16 protein-coding genes and 1 pseudogene are annotated in these 16,895 nt (G+C 39.8%); 7 read left to right on the top strand and 10 right to left on the bottom strand.

What is annotated here, in order from left to right:
- Window positions 1-144: 144 nt before the first annotated feature.
- Window positions 145-1,260 (top strand): Holliday junction branch migration DNA helicase RuvB, encoded by a 1,116-nt coding sequence (gene ruvB, locus VB713_RS10435; protein WP_323311492.1) that lies wholly within the window; start codon window positions 145-147, stop codon window positions 1,258-1,260.
- A gap of 29 nt (window positions 1,261-1,289) precedes the next feature.
- Window positions 1,290-2,078: a TIGR01548 family HAD-type hydrolase gene (locus VB713_RS10430; protein ID WP_323311491.1), complete on the top strand. Its 789-nt coding sequence runs from the start codon at window positions 1,290-1,292 to the stop codon at window positions 2,076-2,078.
- A gap of 387 nt (window positions 2,079-2,465) precedes the next feature.
- On the opposite strand, the gene VB713_RS10425 is transcribed toward VB713_RS10430, so the two are convergent.
- Window positions 2,466-3,827, bottom strand: coding sequence for a phthiocerol/phthiodiolone dimycocerosyl transferase family protein (locus VB713_RS10425; RefSeq protein ID WP_323311490.1), 1,362 nt, complete (start codon window positions 3,825-3,827; stop codon window positions 2,466-2,468).
- A 454-nt stretch (window positions 3,828-4,281) separates the two neighbouring features.
- On the opposite strand from VB713_RS10425, the gene VB713_RS10420 reads away from it, so the two are divergent.
- Window positions 4,282-4,782, top strand: a complete 501-nt coding sequence (locus VB713_RS10420; protein WP_323311489.1) for a dihydrofolate reductase — start codon at window positions 4,282-4,284, stop codon at window positions 4,780-4,782.
- Between the two features lie 77 nt (window positions 4,783-4,859).
- On the opposite strand, the gene cysC is transcribed toward VB713_RS10420, so the two are convergent.
- Window positions 4,860-5,408: an adenylyl-sulfate kinase gene (cysC, locus tag VB713_RS10415; protein WP_323311488.1), complete on the bottom strand. Its 549-nt coding sequence runs from the start codon at window positions 5,406-5,408 to the stop codon at window positions 4,860-4,862.
- Between the two features lie 25 nt (window positions 5,409-5,433).
- Window positions 5,434-6,240 (bottom strand): tetratricopeptide repeat protein, encoded by an 807-nt coding sequence (locus VB713_RS10410; protein WP_323311487.1) that lies wholly within the window; start codon window positions 6,238-6,240, stop codon window positions 5,434-5,436.
- A gap of 186 nt (window positions 6,241-6,426) precedes the next feature.
- Between VB713_RS10410 and VB713_RS10405 the strand changes: the two genes are divergently transcribed.
- Window positions 6,427-6,726 carry a 30S ribosomal protein PSRP-3 gene (locus VB713_RS10405; protein ID WP_013190996.1) on the top strand — a complete coding sequence of 100 codons (300 nt, stop codon included), beginning with the start codon at window positions 6,427-6,429 and terminating at the stop codon, window positions 6,724-6,726.
- Window positions 6,727-6,990: 264 nt separating this feature from the next.
- A complete protein-coding gene (locus tag VB713_RS10400; protein WP_323311486.1) occupies window positions 6,991-7,374 on the top strand; it encodes a response regulator in 384 nt (127 codons plus the stop codon).
- Between the two features lie 87 nt (window positions 7,375-7,461).
- Here VB713_RS10400 and VB713_RS10395 read toward each other — a convergent pair whose 3' ends face one another.
- From VB713_RS10395 to VB713_RS10380, 4 genes are all read right to left on the bottom strand, one after another.
- A complete protein-coding gene (locus VB713_RS10395) occupies window positions 7,462-9,558 on the bottom strand; it encodes a flotillin family protein (protein ID WP_323311485.1) in 2,097 nt (698 codons plus the stop codon).
- Window positions 9,559-9,768: 210 nt separating this feature from the next.
- Window positions 9,769-10,182, bottom strand: coding sequence for an ATP synthase F1 subunit epsilon (atpC, locus tag VB713_RS10390; RefSeq protein WP_323311484.1), 414 nt, complete (start codon window positions 10,180-10,182; stop codon window positions 9,769-9,771).
- Window positions 10,183-10,295: 113 nt separating this feature from the next.
- Window positions 10,296-11,744 carry a F0F1 ATP synthase subunit beta gene (atpD, locus tag VB713_RS10385; RefSeq protein ID WP_323311483.1) on the bottom strand — a complete coding sequence of 483 codons (1,449 nt, stop codon included), beginning with the start codon at window positions 11,742-11,744 and terminating at the stop codon, window positions 10,296-10,298.
- Between the two features lie 55 nt (window positions 11,745-11,799).
- Window positions 11,800-11,994: a hypothetical protein gene (locus VB713_RS10380; RefSeq protein WP_323311482.1), complete on the bottom strand. Its 195-nt coding sequence runs from the start codon at window positions 11,992-11,994 to the stop codon at window positions 11,800-11,802.
- A gap of 395 nt (window positions 11,995-12,389) precedes the next feature.
- On the opposite strand from VB713_RS10380, the gene VB713_RS10375 reads away from it, so the two are divergent.
- The gene (locus VB713_RS10375) at window positions 12,390-12,707 is read left to right on the top strand and encodes a hypothetical protein (protein WP_323311481.1); all 318 of its coding nucleotides are present in this window, start codon (window positions 12,390-12,392) and stop codon (window positions 12,705-12,707) included.
- A gap of 7 nt (window positions 12,708-12,714) precedes the next feature.
- Entirely contained in the window at window positions 12,715-13,098 is a 384-nt protein-coding gene (locus VB713_RS10370) for a toxin-antitoxin system TumE family protein (RefSeq protein ID WP_323311480.1), read from the top strand.
- Between the two features lie 137 nt (window positions 13,099-13,235).
- Here VB713_RS10370 and VB713_RS10365 read toward each other — a convergent pair whose 3' ends face one another.
- From VB713_RS10365 to VB713_RS10355, 3 genes and pseudogenes are all read right to left on the bottom strand, one after another.
- Window positions 13,236-14,096, bottom strand: a complete 861-nt coding sequence (locus tag VB713_RS10365) for a choice-of-anchor L family PEP-CTERM protein (RefSeq protein ID WP_323311479.1) — start codon at window positions 14,094-14,096, stop codon at window positions 13,236-13,238.
- Between the two features lie 454 nt (window positions 14,097-14,550).
- A pseudogene (locus VB713_RS28245) lies at window positions 14,551-14,646 on the bottom strand (PEP-CTERM sorting domain-containing protein); the annotation flags it as partial.
- 1,050 nt (window positions 14,647-15,696) lie between these two features.
- Window positions 15,697-16,521, bottom strand: a complete 825-nt coding sequence (locus VB713_RS10355; protein WP_323311477.1) for a PEP-CTERM sorting domain-containing protein — start codon at window positions 16,519-16,521, stop codon at window positions 15,697-15,699.
- Between the last annotated feature and the right edge of the window lie 374 nt (window positions 16,522-16,895).

Below are 16,895 nucleotides of genomic sequence, written 5' to 3'. Positions count from 1 at the left end.
TGCCTCAACCCAACCTACCATATAATGACTTTTGAGCCTTAACCGACAAGTATTGAGTACCGAGTGGTTGACTCTCCTTCCTACTCATCACTCTGTACTAACTTGCTCCCCAATCCCCAGTCCCTAAGTTAAGATAGCTGAATTATGGCGATAATCTCTTCAAAAAAAAGCGGACAAGAACCCAACAAAGAACCAAAACAGCCGAGGGAGTCAGCGAAAGCACCCAGGGAAACAGCACCTCCCCAGGAAAATGTGCTGCAACCTGAAGCGGCTGCTGATGAAGAAGGTAAGCAAGAAGAGAGTATTCGTCCCCAGCGATTTGCTGATTACATTGGGCAAAAAGACTTAAAGGACGTGCTAGATATTGCCATTAAAGCCGCTAAATCTAGGGGTGAGGTGATGGATCATCTGTTGCTGTACGGTCCCCCTGGCTTGGGTAAAACGACAATGGCGATGATTTTAGCTTCAGAGATGGGAGTAAGTTGTAAAATTACCAGCGCCCCAGCATTGGAACGACCAAGGGATATAGTCGGGTTATTGGTAAATCTCAAAGCTGGAGATGTACTTTTTATTGATGAAATTCATCGGCTGTCGCGGATGACTGAAGAGATTTTGTATCCAGCAATGGAAGATTATCGCTTAGATATTACGGTGGGAAAAGGTTCCAGCGCTCGGATTAGGAGTATACCACTGGTTAAGTTTACCTTGGTAGGGGCAACAACCCGTGTGGGGGCTTTAACATCACCTCTGCGCGATCGCTTTGGCTTAGTTCAAAAACTGCGATTTTACGAAGTTGACGAACTTAGTCAAATTGTCCTCCGCACCGCTGAATTATTACAAACACCCGTTAATCAAAATGGGGCTACAGAAATCGCCAAACGTTCACGGGGAACCCCACGTATTGCCAATAGACTACTAAAAAGAGTCCGTGATTATGCTGAAGTTAAATCCTGTGGAGAAATTAATGATCATGTCGCTGCCGAAGCTTTACAACTATTCCAAGTAGATCCTTGTGGCTTAGATTGGACAGATAGAAAGATGCTAAGTATGATCATTGAAAACTTCAATGGTGGGCCAGTGGGCTTAGAAACCATCGCCGCCGCTACAGGTGAAGATACCCAAACCATCGAAGAAGTTTATGAACCTTATTTAATGCAAATTGGCTATTTAAGCCGCACTCCTCGTGGTCGAGTAGCAACCCAAGCCGCATATAAACATATGGGATTCAAACCACCCAATGAACAATTATCATTGCTGTAATCCCCTGAAAATATTAATTCTCTATTGCCATGAGTAAACAAACAATAGCGATCGTCGTTTTTGATATAGATGGCGTTATCCGTGATGTTGGTGGTTCTTATCGCCGCGCCTTAGCAGATACTGTAGAGCATTTTACTAACCAAGCTTACCGTCCCACACCTGAAGACATCGACAAACTCAAATCTGAAGGAATTTGGAACAACGATTGGGAAGCTTCTCAAGAATTTATTTACCGTCACTTTGCTAACCAAGGACAAAATCGCTCAAAACTGCAATTAGATTATCAAGATATTGTTGCTTATTTTCAAACCCGTTACCGAGGTACAGACCCAGAAAATTGGAATGGCTATATTTGTAATGAACCTTTATTAGCACAGCCTAGTTATTTTCAAGAACTCACACAGGCTGGAATTAATTGGGGATTTTTTAGCGGTGCTACTCGCGGTTCTGCTACCTATGTCTTAGAAAAACGCTTAGGTTTGCAATCTCCTATATTAGTTGCAATGGAAGACGCACCTGGTAAACCTGATCCCACCGGACTTTTTGCCACTATTAAATTATTAGAAAATAAACTTGAGCAAAAACAAACTGTAGTTTATGTAGGTGATACGGTTGCAGATATGTATACCGTTGAAAAAGCCAGAAATATAGATAATTCTCGTACTTGGCTGGCTGTAGGAGTTTTACCACCTCATGTTCAAGAAACAGCAGCGCGACGTGATGCTTATACTGAGATTTTAATTCAAGCAGGAGCAAATATAGTATTGAGTAATGTGCAGGAATTGACAATTAGTACGATTACAAAATTAGAACCGTAAAACCAGCCAATAGGAAATCTATCAAAATGTCTGATTTTAAACTACTTAATGAATTCCATAATCACTCTTGGATACAGAAACACATGGCGATTGGAAATCGCAGCTACACAGACAAAATCCACCTGCGTGGGTTCAAAGAGTCCGCGTTCGCAGAGCGTCTCGAAGAGAAGAAATAGGCAGACTTCGTTTTTGTAGCGCCAGACTTCTAGTCTGTTAGCAAAGCGGCACGAAGTGCGGGCTATCCGCCAAAAGTGGATGCTCCCCAGTTAAGTTACTAACTAGTAGTCTGTCAAATGTCTATTTGTAGATAAAAATCAGGGATGTTGTATTCTAAATTTTGACATTTTTTGTATTTACGAAAATACATCATTTTAGACTTCAGAGATTCTATCTCTCGACGGCTGAGAATTGATCGTAGCTTTGGGATTTTATGTTTGTTTGCAGTTCACTATAGTTACAATTATCGACAATAAAAGAAATTGCATCATCTGCTAGAATTTCGATTGTTTCCTTACTAAGTGAAGGCTCAGAAAACATAAAATTTAAAATCATTGTGCCTTGAAATGTTGTAACAGCAGCACCAAAAACACCACCAAAAGCTGCCTGTGCAGGCACAAAACTAATTTCTTCAAGTTTAAATAAACCATAATCACTAGGAATGTCTATTTTACCTATATTGGTAATGCCAACTGTCACAGGTGCTTCATTTGGACGAGACAGAAGAGACTCGCAAATTTTCTTAAACATCAATACTACATTAAAAATATCTTCACTTTCTAAGCTAACTTCTAATTGTTGTCTGACATCCCGCGCTAAATCCCAAAAGGATGTATTTGTGTCTAGAGTGTGGAATGAGGTGATAGACGAAGCTAATATACCTAAATTTTCCCGATTTACTTCAGGTTTGAGGCGTTTTCTCAAATCAACATAAGAGCGACAACTAAGGCGTATTTTTGCGCTAGGTTCACTTTTGATTTTTCTCGCTGCTGCTATCATCATTGCTGCACACAAAGAACCTTGTATCGTTGTTTTCTCTTGTCTACAAAATTCTAGCAATTTTGCAGTGATTTCTGTATTTAGCCTTCTTTGAACCATGTTACAACGGCGTGATTCTGTAGGTAAATACTTCTCGAACTTAAGAGTTTCAGGACGATACAAACTTATTTTCAGCTTAAATCTCAACAAAAATAAAATTCCCTTTACTGTTGCAATTTTACCCTGCATTGATTTTGACATCAACTCCTGAATATCAGGAAGTGGATGCAAGCTAGGAATATTTTCTTTTATTTCGCCATCCACTATTTTTTGGCAGTAAGTTAATATTTCTGAATGCAACTGAACAGTTGATAATCCATCTGAGATTGCATGGTGCAATATCGTCAGCAAATAATTGATTTGTCCCTCTGGAAAAGTAATTAATACTGCGCGGGCTAAACATTTATCACTTTCAATTGGTTTGTTTAATTCTTCTAAAGCAACTTCTTGCCATTGCTCAAAAGAAAGTTTTTGGATTACACGCAAAGGAATCTTTTTTGAACCAAATTCAAAGCTAAGATTATCCAAATCGCCGACAATACGGGAGTTTAAGCGGGGATGGCGACTTTGAATTAAGTCAAGAGCTTTTGTAACTATTTCTTCTTTTAAATCTCCTGTAATGCGGCTAATTGTTACTACATTGAAAGAACTGGCACAACGATTTAAAATTTCCATGCTTTGCTCATTGGGAGCAAGTTTTCTGTTGCCTGTCATGATTATTTAACCTTAATTAGATATGTACTAAGAGTAGATATAACGTAACTAAAAATAGAGGTTAAAGCTAGGTTATACTTCACAAGTCCACAATTTTAGCTTTTACTTAAAGGGGATATATGTATGGATGTAAAAACGCAAATTATGACCGTCTCAAGTATATAAGACCAATTTGTTATAAAGTAAGGAATACCTTATTTTTGATTTAGTACCACAACACACGATGGCCACGCTGTTGTAATTCTTTCCCCAAGGGCAAGACTGTATTCCAATGTCCGGTAGATGCAGGACACATTAAGTCATAATCTTGTTTTTTGGTTAATTACAATGATTTATACCAGAATCCCGCCTGGTAGATTCAACACATAACTATTTTTGTTACACGCGCTGATTATAATTTATAAAACTTATGTTGAATTCTGAAAAACATCACAAAGAATAAGGATAGTGTCATATGCCTCTAATTAGCCTCATTGCAGCTATTTCTGAGAATCGGATTTTAGCTGACTCAACAAAGGAACATATTCATGTGGGTATTCCTTGGAGTATTCCTATGGATGGACATCATTTTCAAGAAATTACTTGGCGACATCCTGTGATTATGGGTCGGAGAACTTATTCTACTTTTTGTCAACCGCTGCCAAATCGTATAAATATAATTGTTACCAGAAATCTTGATTATCAAGCTCCCGGTTGTGTTATTTTCCATTCACTTTTGGAGGCAGTTGAATGGGCTAAAATGAGTGAAACAGAGGAGATATTTATTGCTGGTGGTGGAAAAATTTATACTGAGGCAATCGAATTTGCGGATAAGCTTTATTTGACAATTGTGGAAGGTAATTTTGAGGGAGATATATATTTTCCTGAGTTTGCAGATTTCGGTAAAGTAACTAAAGAGGAACATTTGCAGGAAAATGGCTTTAAGTTTAGGTTTGCGGAAATTGAAAAGGTTTAGTTAGAGCGATCGCTTGAAACTCAGAGAGCGATCGCAGAGTTTCAAGCGATTGCATTTTTAGTAATCCGAGAAGCAACCTATGCTGCTGCACGAACCAGGTAGCCTAGTTCCGCTAACTTCACCAAAATCTTCTCTGTGCTTTCTATAATAGTCTCTTGATCAGTTCTACACTCTATTTCTGGGTTCAGAGGTGGTTCATAAGGATCATCAATACCCGTAAAGCCTTTGATTTCGCCACTTCGAGCTTTCTTATACAAGCCTTTGACATCTCTTCCTTCGCAAATCGCTAAAGGTGAATTAACGTAAACTTCTACAAAATTACCAATGCGTTGTTTAACTTCTTCTCTGACTGAGCGATAGGGAGAAATAGCCGAAACTATAACAATGACACCATTACGAGTTAAAAGGTGAGATACAAAACCAATGCGGCGGATGTTTTCATCACGGTCTGCTTTGCTAAATGTCAAACCTTTAGATAGATTTTGACGCACTATGTCGCCATCTAATACTTCAGTTTTATGTCCTAATAACTGCAATTTTTGCTCTAGCGCTTTGGTAATAGTGCTTTTTCCAGCACCGCTTAAACCTGTCAGCCAAACTGTGACTCCAGATAATTGTGAACTCATTTAATCTCCAATGTTAATGTTTTCGTTACTGTAATTTCAAAAACCTATTCAAGGCAGATACCATGCTGGGAGGCCAACGACGGATATTTTGCACCCAGTTCATATCTTTATAGCGGGTATCAAGTCCATAGGCTGCTACCCAGTTGCTTTCAGCTTCGCCTTTTTGTCCACTTACCCAGTATGCGGCTGTTAAGGCGGCACGCATATCCGCGAATTTAGGATATTTACGGACTATATTCCGCATTTCGCGGATAGCTTTGTCTATTTGACTAGTTTCATATAAAGCCAGGGCATAATTAGCTCTAGCGAAGGCAAAATTGGGAGCGATTTCTGTGGCTTTTTGGTAATCTGCGATCGCATCTTCCCATTTTCCTAACCCTGTTTTGGCGTTACCCCGATTGTTGTAGGCCATTGCATCATTAGGATCTAGCTCTAAAACATGATTATAATCTGCGATCGCATCTTCCCATCTCCCCAAACCTTCTAATGCTGTCCCTCGATTTAAATAAGGGTCTGTTACATTTGGCGCTAATTCTACAGCTTTGTTGTAATCTGTCAGTGCTGCTGCCAATTTATTTTGGCTCACGCGGGAATTACCCCGATTGCTCCAAGCACCAGCATTAGTAGGAAATTTTTCAATAATTTCTGTCCAATAGCCTTCAGCTGTAGCAAAATCACCTTGATTTGTCGCTGTAAATGCCTTAGTTGCTAACTCATCCCCTTTTTGTAACTCTTCTTGGGTAGTATTCCCTGTTGGGGATTGTGCCATCACTGGTGTACCCCAGCCAAACACAATTAACAGACTCAAAAAAATACAGATTAATTTAATCATTGATCGCTCTGTGGTAGGCAATAAAATTAATCATAAAGCATAAATATTCCTTATCGGTTTGATCCTGTTCCCGTCCCCAAGGGCTGGTCAATTGGTCAGAGTTTGCGTTAAAATAAGCCTCGGTGTAGGCCGCCGCAGGCATCGCTAACTTAGTAAGTAATAGCCGGATTTTTCCCGGAGGTGTAATTGACCAAGTTCATTTTAAAAATTCTCTGGTTAGATGAGAACGTCGCTCTAGCAGTTGATCAGGTTGTTGGTAAAGGTACTAGTCCTTTGACCAAGTATTTTTTCTGGCCCAGAAATGATGCCTGGGAAGAATTAAAAAAAGAGTTAGAATCCAAACACTGGATTACAGATGTTGACCGCGTTGAGTTGCTCAACAAAGCAACAGAAGTAATCAACTACTGGCAAGAAGAAGGCAGAAACCGTCCCATGGCCGAAGCCCAGTTGAAATTCCCAGAAGTTGCCTTCACAGGTAGTGCTTGATCCTTTTAGTAATTGCTAATTGGTGATTGAAGGCAGGAAGAAGGTGGCAGGTGAGGGGTAAGAGGTGACAGACAGGAAATAGCTAGAACGTTATTTTCCTGATCTTCCCATCCTCCCCAGTCACCTTTTCCCCAGTTTGATTTTCTTGTCTGCTATCTAAAACCTAGATCAGTCTAAACATTTACTTCTTGCTTGAATGGGGGCATGAGAGCAGTTATATTTCCGTCAGCTTAAACGATCTAGCTAAAGACGATTTTCACTTATTTGTTTAAACCCGAAAAACATTACGATCAAATTGTGGGTTTGCATTTAGTCAGTGATGCATTAATTGCGATCGCACTCTGGCAACAATGGCAACCTCACCTCATCTTTATGGATATGCATATGCCCATTATTGATGGCTATCAAGCAACTCGGCAAATCCGCCAACTAGAACAGGAATTAGAAACTGAGCAAAGTCTCACCCCGACCAAAATTATTGCTCTCACTGCCAGTGCTTTTACTGAACAGCGACAGGAAAGCTTAGACGCAGGTTGTGACGATTTTGTCAGTAAACCATTCCGTCAAGCAGAAATTCTGGAAACTCTATCCCAGTATTTACAGATACAGACGATGAATAATGAAGACAATTTCATGAATTACCTCTAATTTTGTGATGTTTTGCCTAAGTCTTGTACAAAATAACGGGATCTAATCTGTAGAGACGTTCCATAAAACATCTCTACAAACTGGATATTATTTATCTACTTTATCTACTGGCGATTGCACAATTAATTGGGAATTATTGTGATCATTTGGTTCAATTTTAGTCACCGGTGGTGGTGGTACAGGCATTTTGGTTTCTGGATGTGTTTTGCCTGTTTGATTCCATAAAATCATTGACAGTAAACCATCTACCAAACCGTTGCTATTGCCATTGTTACCAGCAACCATGACATCAGGAATGAGACGAACATTGCGATCGCCTATAATCTGCATTAACTGCATGGCTGTGTAACCTTGGGAACCTAAAGCTTGCACACCTGTACGGTAGGTTTCTGCTTTAGCGTTACCCGTAGCCCGGATACCTTCCGCTTCTGCTAAGGCTTTGAGTTTTGTGGCTTCGGCATCACCATTGGCTTCTTTAATCGCAGCTTGAGCTTTGAGTTCGGCAATTTGGACACTTTGTTCAGATTTGACCATTTCTTGCTGAATATTAGCCAAGGCTGTTTCCCGTACCAGTTGTTGGCGTTGGGTTTGCGCCATTTGCTGAACTTCGTAAGTTTTGCGTTCTTCTTCCGCAATTTTCCGGTCTGTCTGTGTCTGCATTAAGGCCGCAGGTGGTTGAATATCACCAATTAAAGTGTCAATTGCTTGCACATCATAGGCACGCAAAGCTGCCTTAATAAATTCAGCAGCTTCAGTTTGGCGTTCACTCCGCGCTGTTAAAAAGTCGAGTACAGTGCAGTTTTGAGCAGAGTTGCGGAAATAGTTACCAATGGTTGGTTCTAAGACATGATCTACCAAATTCTGCATTGCACCTACGCGGGAAATGACCTTTGGTGCATCTAAAGCACCGACATGAATAATCTGCGCTACTTCCAAATCAAATGCGAAACCATCACGCGATCGCACCGTCAAAGATTCTAGCTTCTCATCATAGCTATGTCTTTCTGTCCGACCTGACCAATTTAAAACTATGTTCGTCGTTGGTACTAACTCAATTTTCATAATCCGGGAGTTAGTCGGGTGTTTACCAGGATACAGAGGTTCTACCCAAACACCCTTGTGTCCCTGATGCACTAAGTTACCGTGAGTGAAAGCTACACCACTGATGTCTTCTTGCTCTTTTCCTACGAAAGAAATTACCACACCCACATAACCAATGGGTATTTCTGTCATAGGTACTTGTTCAACTTGGACAAACCAAGGATTCAAATTCCAAGAACCAGATAACAAAATCTGCTCTTGTAAACCCCGTCTCCCACCACCATTAATAAATTTTTGCCCATTTTGGAAGTTGTCATGTCCTTCAATCACAACCCCAGCGATTTCACCAGCAGAAATTGGCAACCCATCTAAGGTAGTAACAATGCCGACTTTGTCAGAGAGAACACTGTACACCCGTAACTGTTCTGCACTCATACCATGACTACTAGCATTAGCTGCCGTAATCACTTTAAACAGTGCCGTGTTAATCCGGTAACTACCAGCAGTGAGAAAGCCCATTTGCCGACCTTTTTCCCCACCTTTAGTCAAGAATTTACGAGCATCTTGGAAATTATCACATTCGACAATTTTGCCTAAAATCCGTTCTGGGGGGTTTTGTGCGCCATCTGCGGCGACAATCATCGCTATTTGACCTTGGGGGACAACAATTATCGGCTCTTTTTTAACTGAATATTGCCAAGGCCAATGTCCCCAATGCCAACCAGGTGCCAGGGTATCTGCTTGTAAACCTGCTTCTCCATTCAGGGCAATTAATCTTCCCGCAGGTAGTCCTTTACCTGTTAAGGCGAATTTTTTCACCACAATTCCGACTTCGCGCTCACCAATAACTACCAGTCCACCAAATATCAAAGGAACGCTAATGACAAAACCACCAACTAGGATAATGGGGATAAGTGCAAGCGGTTCTAACCCCATTGCTTGATATTCAGGTTTGATTGCAGATTCCGGTTGATTTGGCTGAACCGAGACGGAAATAACTTCTTGTGCTGTGGGTGTTTTTATGGTTTTCGCATTTGCAGCATTAATACCACTAGCTAAAGCTAAAGCTGCTACAGTCGATACTGTCAACTTTACAAACTTATTTTGTTTACTCTTACCAAAGGAAGATAGAAAGCTTTTCATATTTTTGCCCCTTTGGGCAATTAATCATTTAAGATATCACTTCACTAAGGCAGAGGTTATTTTCTTAAACTTGATGTAATTTTTTTGAGTATAAATAAAAAGTCTGGATTTAAAAAGTCTGGATTCTGCTGTATACCTTAAAGACAATAGGGGTTTAACACTGTTAAACCCCTACTAGGCAAAATGCCTGTTCTGACAATTTGAATGTTTTTACACCAAACCACCGGCAGCTTGAAAACGAGCGCGGGCGCGTTTAAAGGCTTGATTTGTCTGGATTTGTGCTTGACGGTCGCCTGCGGGAACTTGATTTAGTTTAGTTTGAGCTTGGTTGTAAGCTGTGCGGGCTTCTTCCAGGTTGATTTTGTCGCCACGTTCAGCACTATTAACCAAGATTGTCACTTCATCTTCATCAACTTCAGCAAAACCGCCCAAAAGTGCGATCGCTTGCCAATCTTGATTTTTGCTGGCACGAACACGCATTACACCTATATCTAAAGCAGACAATAGCGGTGCGTGTCCAGTTAAGATACCCAATTGACCAGTAGTACTAGGCAAAACTACTTCTTCAGCTTCAGCATCCCAAACAGTTTTATCTGGGGCAATTACACGAACAGTTAGAGTCATATTCTTAATTGGTGATTGGTGATTGGTGATTGGTGATTGGTAATTGGTAATTGGTAATTGGTAATTGGTAGGAATTTCTTACCTATTACCCATTACCCATTACCCGTTACCTATTAACCTTTCATTTTTTCAGCTTTAGCTTTAGCTTCGTTGATATCACCTACCAAGTAGAAAGCTTGCTCAGGTAAAGCATCCAATTCACCAGACAGAATTTGTTGAAATCCTTTAATGGTGTCTTCCAACTTCACATACTTACCAGGAGAACCAGTAAATACTTCAGCAACGAAGAAAGGCTGAGACAAGAAACGCTCAACTTTCCGCGCCCGTGCCACAATGAGCCGGTCTTCTTCAGACAACTCATCTAAACCCAGAATGGCAATAATGTCTTGTAGTTCTTTGTAACGTTGCAGAGTTGATTGTACAGCCCGCGCAGTATTGTAGTGTTCTTCGCTAACAATGTTGGGTTGCAGCATGGTGGAAGTAGAAGCCAGAGGATCAACTGCTGGATAAATTCCCTTAGATGCTAAACCACGAGACAATACAGTTGTCCCGTCCAAGTGAGCAAATGTAGTTGCAGGTGCGGGGTCAGTGAAGTCATCCGCAGGTACATATACAGCTTGAATAGAAGTAATAGAACCTTCGTTAGTAGAAGTAATCCGTTCTTGTAATGTACCCACGTCTGTACCCAGAGTAGGCTGATATCCTACCGCAGAAGGCATCCGTCCCAATAGCGCCGATACTTCTGAACCAGCTTGGATAAACCGGAAAATGTTATCAACAAACAGCAATACGTCTTGCTTGTTCACATCACGGAAATACTCAGCCATTGTCAAACCAGACAAACCAACCCGCATTCTTGCTCCGGGTGGTTCGTTCATTTGACCATAAACTAGAGCAATTTTGGATTCATTGAGATTATCTTTGTTGATAACTCCAGATTCCATCATTTCGTTGTAGAGGTCATTTCCTTCACGTGTGCGTTCACCCACACCCGCAAATACAGACACACCACCGTGTTGGGTAGCGATGTTGTTGATCAATTCCATCATGATCACGGTTTTACCAACACCCGCACCGCCGAACAGACCAATTTTACCGCCGCGTTTGTAGGGAGTTAGCAAGTCTACAACCTTAATCCCAGTTTCAAACACAGAAGGACTGGTTTCCAAGTCTGTGAATTTAGGAGCAGGACGGTGAATAGGTAGAGTTGCTTCAGCATTTACAGGACCCCGGTTGTCTACGGGTTCACCCAAAACGTTGAAAATCCGTCCCAAGGTTACTTTACCTACGGGTACAGTAATGGGAGCGCCAGTATCAACAACTTCCAAACCACGGACTAAGCCATCTGTGGTACTCATCGCCACAGCCCGTACTTGGTTATCGCCCAGTAGTTGCTGTACTTCAACGGTGAGGCTGATTTCCTGTCCGGCTTCGTTAGTGCCGTTGATGGTCAAAGCGTTGTAGATTTGGGGTAATTTCCCGCCGGGAAATTTAACGTCTACGACTGGACCAATGATTTGAGTAATGTAACCGATGTTTGTTTTTTGTGCGGTGGTGACCATGCTGCGCCTAAATGATTGAAGCTATTTTTGAGAATGGGTCGTCAACGACCTGAGATCAAGCAATGTCATCTTTTAGGTTAGCACTGAACGCCCCCACCTCCGCCTTAAATTCATTATTAAGAGCAGATCCCCGATTTTGTGAAAATTCTGGAACTACTTGGGGATCTCTGGTGAGGTTTAGCGAGGTTAAACCCCTTGTATCTTCATCAAAAGATGTAAACTGCTTACAGCAGCGCTTCCCTATCGCCATAATCCCAAAAATATTAAATTAATATTTCTTGTCAGAATCAGGATTTCCAGGATTATAAGGATGAACAAGATGAAAGCAGGAATTAAAAAAAGATAAGTCTACAAGTGCGGTTTGGGGAAGTTGATTCACAGTTAGCAACAATTATCAACCCTCTTATTGCTATGAGTAGAGAAGAATTTACTCCTTTGCTTTTACAATTATCTCCTCAGGAATTATTGGCTAGATTTGTGTAAAGCTATACTAAACATGGTTGGGACATTGACTTTTCTAATATCCTGAAAGTCCTAGTTTAAAAAGCTATTATCTGGAAGTTTTTGCTAATAGTTCTTGTATCTCATTCAACCGAATAACAGCTATACTGGAATAGATGTTACCCTGACTAAAATTAATAAGTAATGATAACAACTCAGGCAGAAATCATCAATCAATTAAAAGCCCTGGAAGCATTCTCTCAACAAGGAGGATATAGTGATATCCTTGCTTTATCACTGAGAAAAATTATTACCCAAGAAATAAATCATATTCAGCAGCAAATCAAAGAATTAGAAAATGATTTGCAAGTATTTGAACAGCAGTATCAATTATCATCTGAGGATTTTTACCGGCAATTTCAAACAGGTGAATTAGGAGATGAAGTAGATTTTGTTGAATGGAGTGCTTTTTATCAAATGTGGTCTGACTTACAAGCGCGTTTAACGTTACTGCAATCTTAAAGTGAATATGATAGTTGAGGGTTATTTGACAGAAATAAAAGCCAAATTAATTACCAGTTCGATAATTGATAAAATTGATATTGTTAAAGAAAAATCATTATCTGATCAAGGTTACTTTCGGGCAAGATTGAATTTAACGAATGGTGATTTTTTAGAAGTGGTGGAATTTTTTAAGGTCATTAGAGATAAATGTATTACGGAAACCTATCGTTATCAATGGATGGATAATACTCAAACCCAGTTAAGAAAGAGATGGGATAATGTAAAGCATTTTCCTAATTTACCGAATTTTCCTCATCATGTCCATATTGGTGAAGAATCGAATGTCTCTGCAAGCGTTTGTATAAATATTATAGAAATAATTGATTTAATTAATCAAGAAATTACATAGGAAGCATTAAATTATAAACCTCACATTATTCGTTTCTGCGATCTTTTTCAAGAAGTCGGAAATCTCTGGGGTCAAAAGCAAAAATGCCATGTCTGGGTTTGACATAGCAAGGATTGAATTATATTTGAATGATAGATTTATGCTTTAACTGCGGTTGCTTGTTTGCGTTTGCGAAGAGTGGTAACGCCAAAAGCACCTAAACCTAAGATACCAATGAGTGAAGCAGGTTCGGGAACTGCCTTAGGTGGTACTACACTAATAGATCCGCCCTTTAGAAACACAGCAGAATCTAAAACAGAATCACCCACATCCTTAATTTTGATGCTGAGAGTATTTACAGCATTTTTATTTACAGCACCCTGAAAAGTAAGATTTGTGGTGTATCCATCTAACTGGGTGTCATTACCAATATTATTGATATAGGCAGGGTCAAAAGGTCCAGTAGGACTATTTGCCAGGTTGTTGATAGTGACTGGGTTACTATTAGCTAAAAGTGCTAAGTTGGTTCCGTTTAATAAAAGCTCAAAGGAATCGTTGAATTGGCTACCTGCGAACTCTAAAAACTCTTCTGAACCAAATACATATTCAAAGAAGACATTGCTTACTGTATTGTCAGCAAAAAACGAAATGTCTAGTTGAGCTAAGTCGAAAGATCCGGCAGTATCACCTGGTGTACCATAACTGGTAGTTTTGCTAGATGTATCATTGGGACCAACTACATCTAAAACATTTCCTGTACTGAGAACAACACCAGAACCCAAACCAAATGGATCATTACTGAACAAGCCAAACGCATTTGCGTTACCTGTTGTTGTCACATTGAAGCCACTGAGTCCATTAATATTCGACCCTAGTAATGAATTCAGTAATGTATTACCATCATTGTTTTGGGTTACAGTAAACGCGAAAGCTGCATTTTGACTACCTAGAGCTACAGTTGCACTTACTGCCGCTGCTGCTACCATTGAGAATTTTTTCAAAACATTCATAGTATTCATTGTGTTATTTCTTCGGAAACTAAGTTTTTATTTGCTGTCTATACTGTCAATATTAATACTGACTAAAAGTACCTGTAAAGCATTTTTTAGTAACTTTACAGAAAATTTACTGACAGAGAGAAATACTATATGTACAGAGATCACAGGACAAAACACTTGTATGATAGGGATTAGAGACTGATTTTGTAGCAGATTTTACGGTTATTTATACATAAAGAAAATATGAAGTTGGTATCAATATTAGTAAAGGGAATATGAATAAAAAAGCTGTTTCCGGCAATTTTTCATACCTTGGATAGATGTGTTAATTTTTCAAATATATAAAAACTTCTTTGGTGTTTATTGTCTAGGTGCGATATTAGGAGGTAAAGCCAGGTATCTCTGAATATCTCCATAAAAAATGCCATGTCCAGAATGAACACGGCAAGAATTGAATTATATTTTAGTGATAAACTTATGCTTTAACTGCGGTTGCTTGTTTGCGTTTGCGAAGAGTGGTAACACCAAATGCACCTAAGCCTAAGATACCGATGATGGAAGCGGGTTCAGGTACTTGAACTTGACGAAAAGCAACTTCGCCAATAGCAGCACTGGGGAAACTACCAGGGTTTGGTTGAGGAGACTGCGATATATCAAACCGGATATACTGAGCAGCGATTGTTGAGAATGAGAAAACCTCAGCTGGATAATTAGCTAAGGGATTATCTATCGGTGTCAGTCCCAGGGAAAGTGCTGAAAAATTCACCCCATCAAGGGAAGAATATAGATCTAGAAGTCCAATACCTGAACTTTCTTCGTTCCAGAGTGCCAACGCATCAATGAATTTTACTGCACCAAGGTCATAAGTGACACTAGCGGTTGTAGTTCCAGAATTACCGAACCATTCATAGCCTGAAAAGGTTAAGGTATGCTGGGGATTTGTTGCCAAGTAAGCATCAAAGTCCGTAACACCACTGACAAAATTGGTAAGCAAACCATTCTGGTTGATGGTATCTGTGATGGAGCCGAATCCTGGTCCGCTACTGTTAATAACCGCGCTTGTAGGGCTAATTATCACCCCAGCAGCAGCTTTTTCAACCGCACCAAATACAGTTACTCCTAACAGTACAGTTCCTCCTGCTGTTGCCATTGATAATTTTTTCAGCATATTTACAGTTGTCATTTTGGTATTTCCTCTTAAGTTTTTTCTCTTTCAATGGTCTCAATACTAATACGGTCTTATAACCATTAGGAAGAGTTTTTTAGCTACTTTACAGAAATTTTACTTATACAAATAACTAGTAATCTAGAGGTGATCGCGTCAAAACACTTACGTGGCTAAACTTACAAAGGCATATGCCAGGAGATTTAACGGTTATTTATACATAAAGCAATCATGAAGTTAGTATCAATTTTTGTAAAGGGAATATGAATTAAAAAGCTGTTTTCGACAATTTTTCATACCCTGGATAGATGTTTGAAATATATAAAAACTTCTTTGGTGTTTATGGTCTAGGTGCGATATTAGGAGGTAAAACCAGGTATCTCTCTGGTATAAAAATAAAAAATGCCATGTCCAGAATGAACACGGCAAGAATTGAATTATATTTTAGTGATAAACTTATGCTTTAACTGCGGTTGCTTGTTTGCGTTTGCGAAGTGAGGTAACGCCAAATGCACCTAAGCCTAAGATACCGATGATGGAAGCTGGTTCGGGAACAGTGATAGGTGTAGGAACTACTACTTGACCAGTACGACCAAAGCGCAAATTGTCAATGGCAAAACCAAATGGTTCTGAACCGACTAAACTAAACTGTAGACCGGCTATCTTATCCTGACCATCATCAGTTACCAAGCCAAGAAATTCGATTCCTAGTCCAGTATTGGTGACTAAGCCGAGTAATGCACCAGTTCTGCCAAATGCTTTGATAGCAGTTCCACCGATGGCATTGAAAAAGCCACCATCCAATCCTACTCCAGCTATGTCTGTATCAAATAGAATACTAATCGGTCCGCTAAATATGGGGGAACCGGATAAAACAGGAGATGTTGGGTTAGATCCGTCACCGACAATTCTGGTCTGGGGTGAATTGGAATCTAGAGTTAAAGAATTAGTGGGTGTACCATTTACAACTCCAGAGGGTAATGCTCCTATTGGAAAAGGCGCTACACCTACAGTTTGACCCAGGAATATACCACCAAATGTTACAGTGGGTGAACCAACACCACCACCATATAAACTTGGTGCGTAAGTTGGATTAAATGTATTGAGTGGCAATTCGCTAAAGGTTATTAGTCCGGCATCTGCGGTGAAGGCATCTTCAGTAATTCTGACAATACCTGTGGCGTTTGCTGATGACTGAACAGTCACTAAAGATAGAGACAAAGCTGATGCAATACCTAAAGCTGAAACTGGTTTAATTTTTACGAAACTCAATATAGTCATTGATGCAATCCTCAAAAATGATTAATAAAGGCGGCGCTCCACATAATTACCGATTCAATGGTCTTATGACAGATCATTAAATATGACAACTCCTTAACTAATATAAATACGAGTATTTAATGAATGTAAAGCGTTTTTTAGCAGCTTTATAGAAAATTCACTGATAGAGAAAACTACTATATTCAGAGAAAGGAGCGTGAAAATACTTACACAACAAGGCTTTCAAGGAAGTTTAGTAAGAGATTTAATTGCTACCGCTATATAAAATTTTGATGAAGCTAGTAAAAATACTGGTTTGTATGCAATGGAGTATTAGAAACTTCTCTAGACTTCTTGGTGCGATCGCATATTGCAGGTAGAAGAAATTTAGGTAT

Source organism: Anabaena cylindrica UHCC 0172 (assembly GCF_034931625.1).
Taxonomy (GTDB): Bacteria; Cyanobacteriota; Cyanobacteriia; order Cyanobacteriales; family Nostocaceae; genus Anabaena; species Anabaena cylindrica_A.
This window is presented reverse-complemented; position numbering and strand designations above follow the sequence as displayed.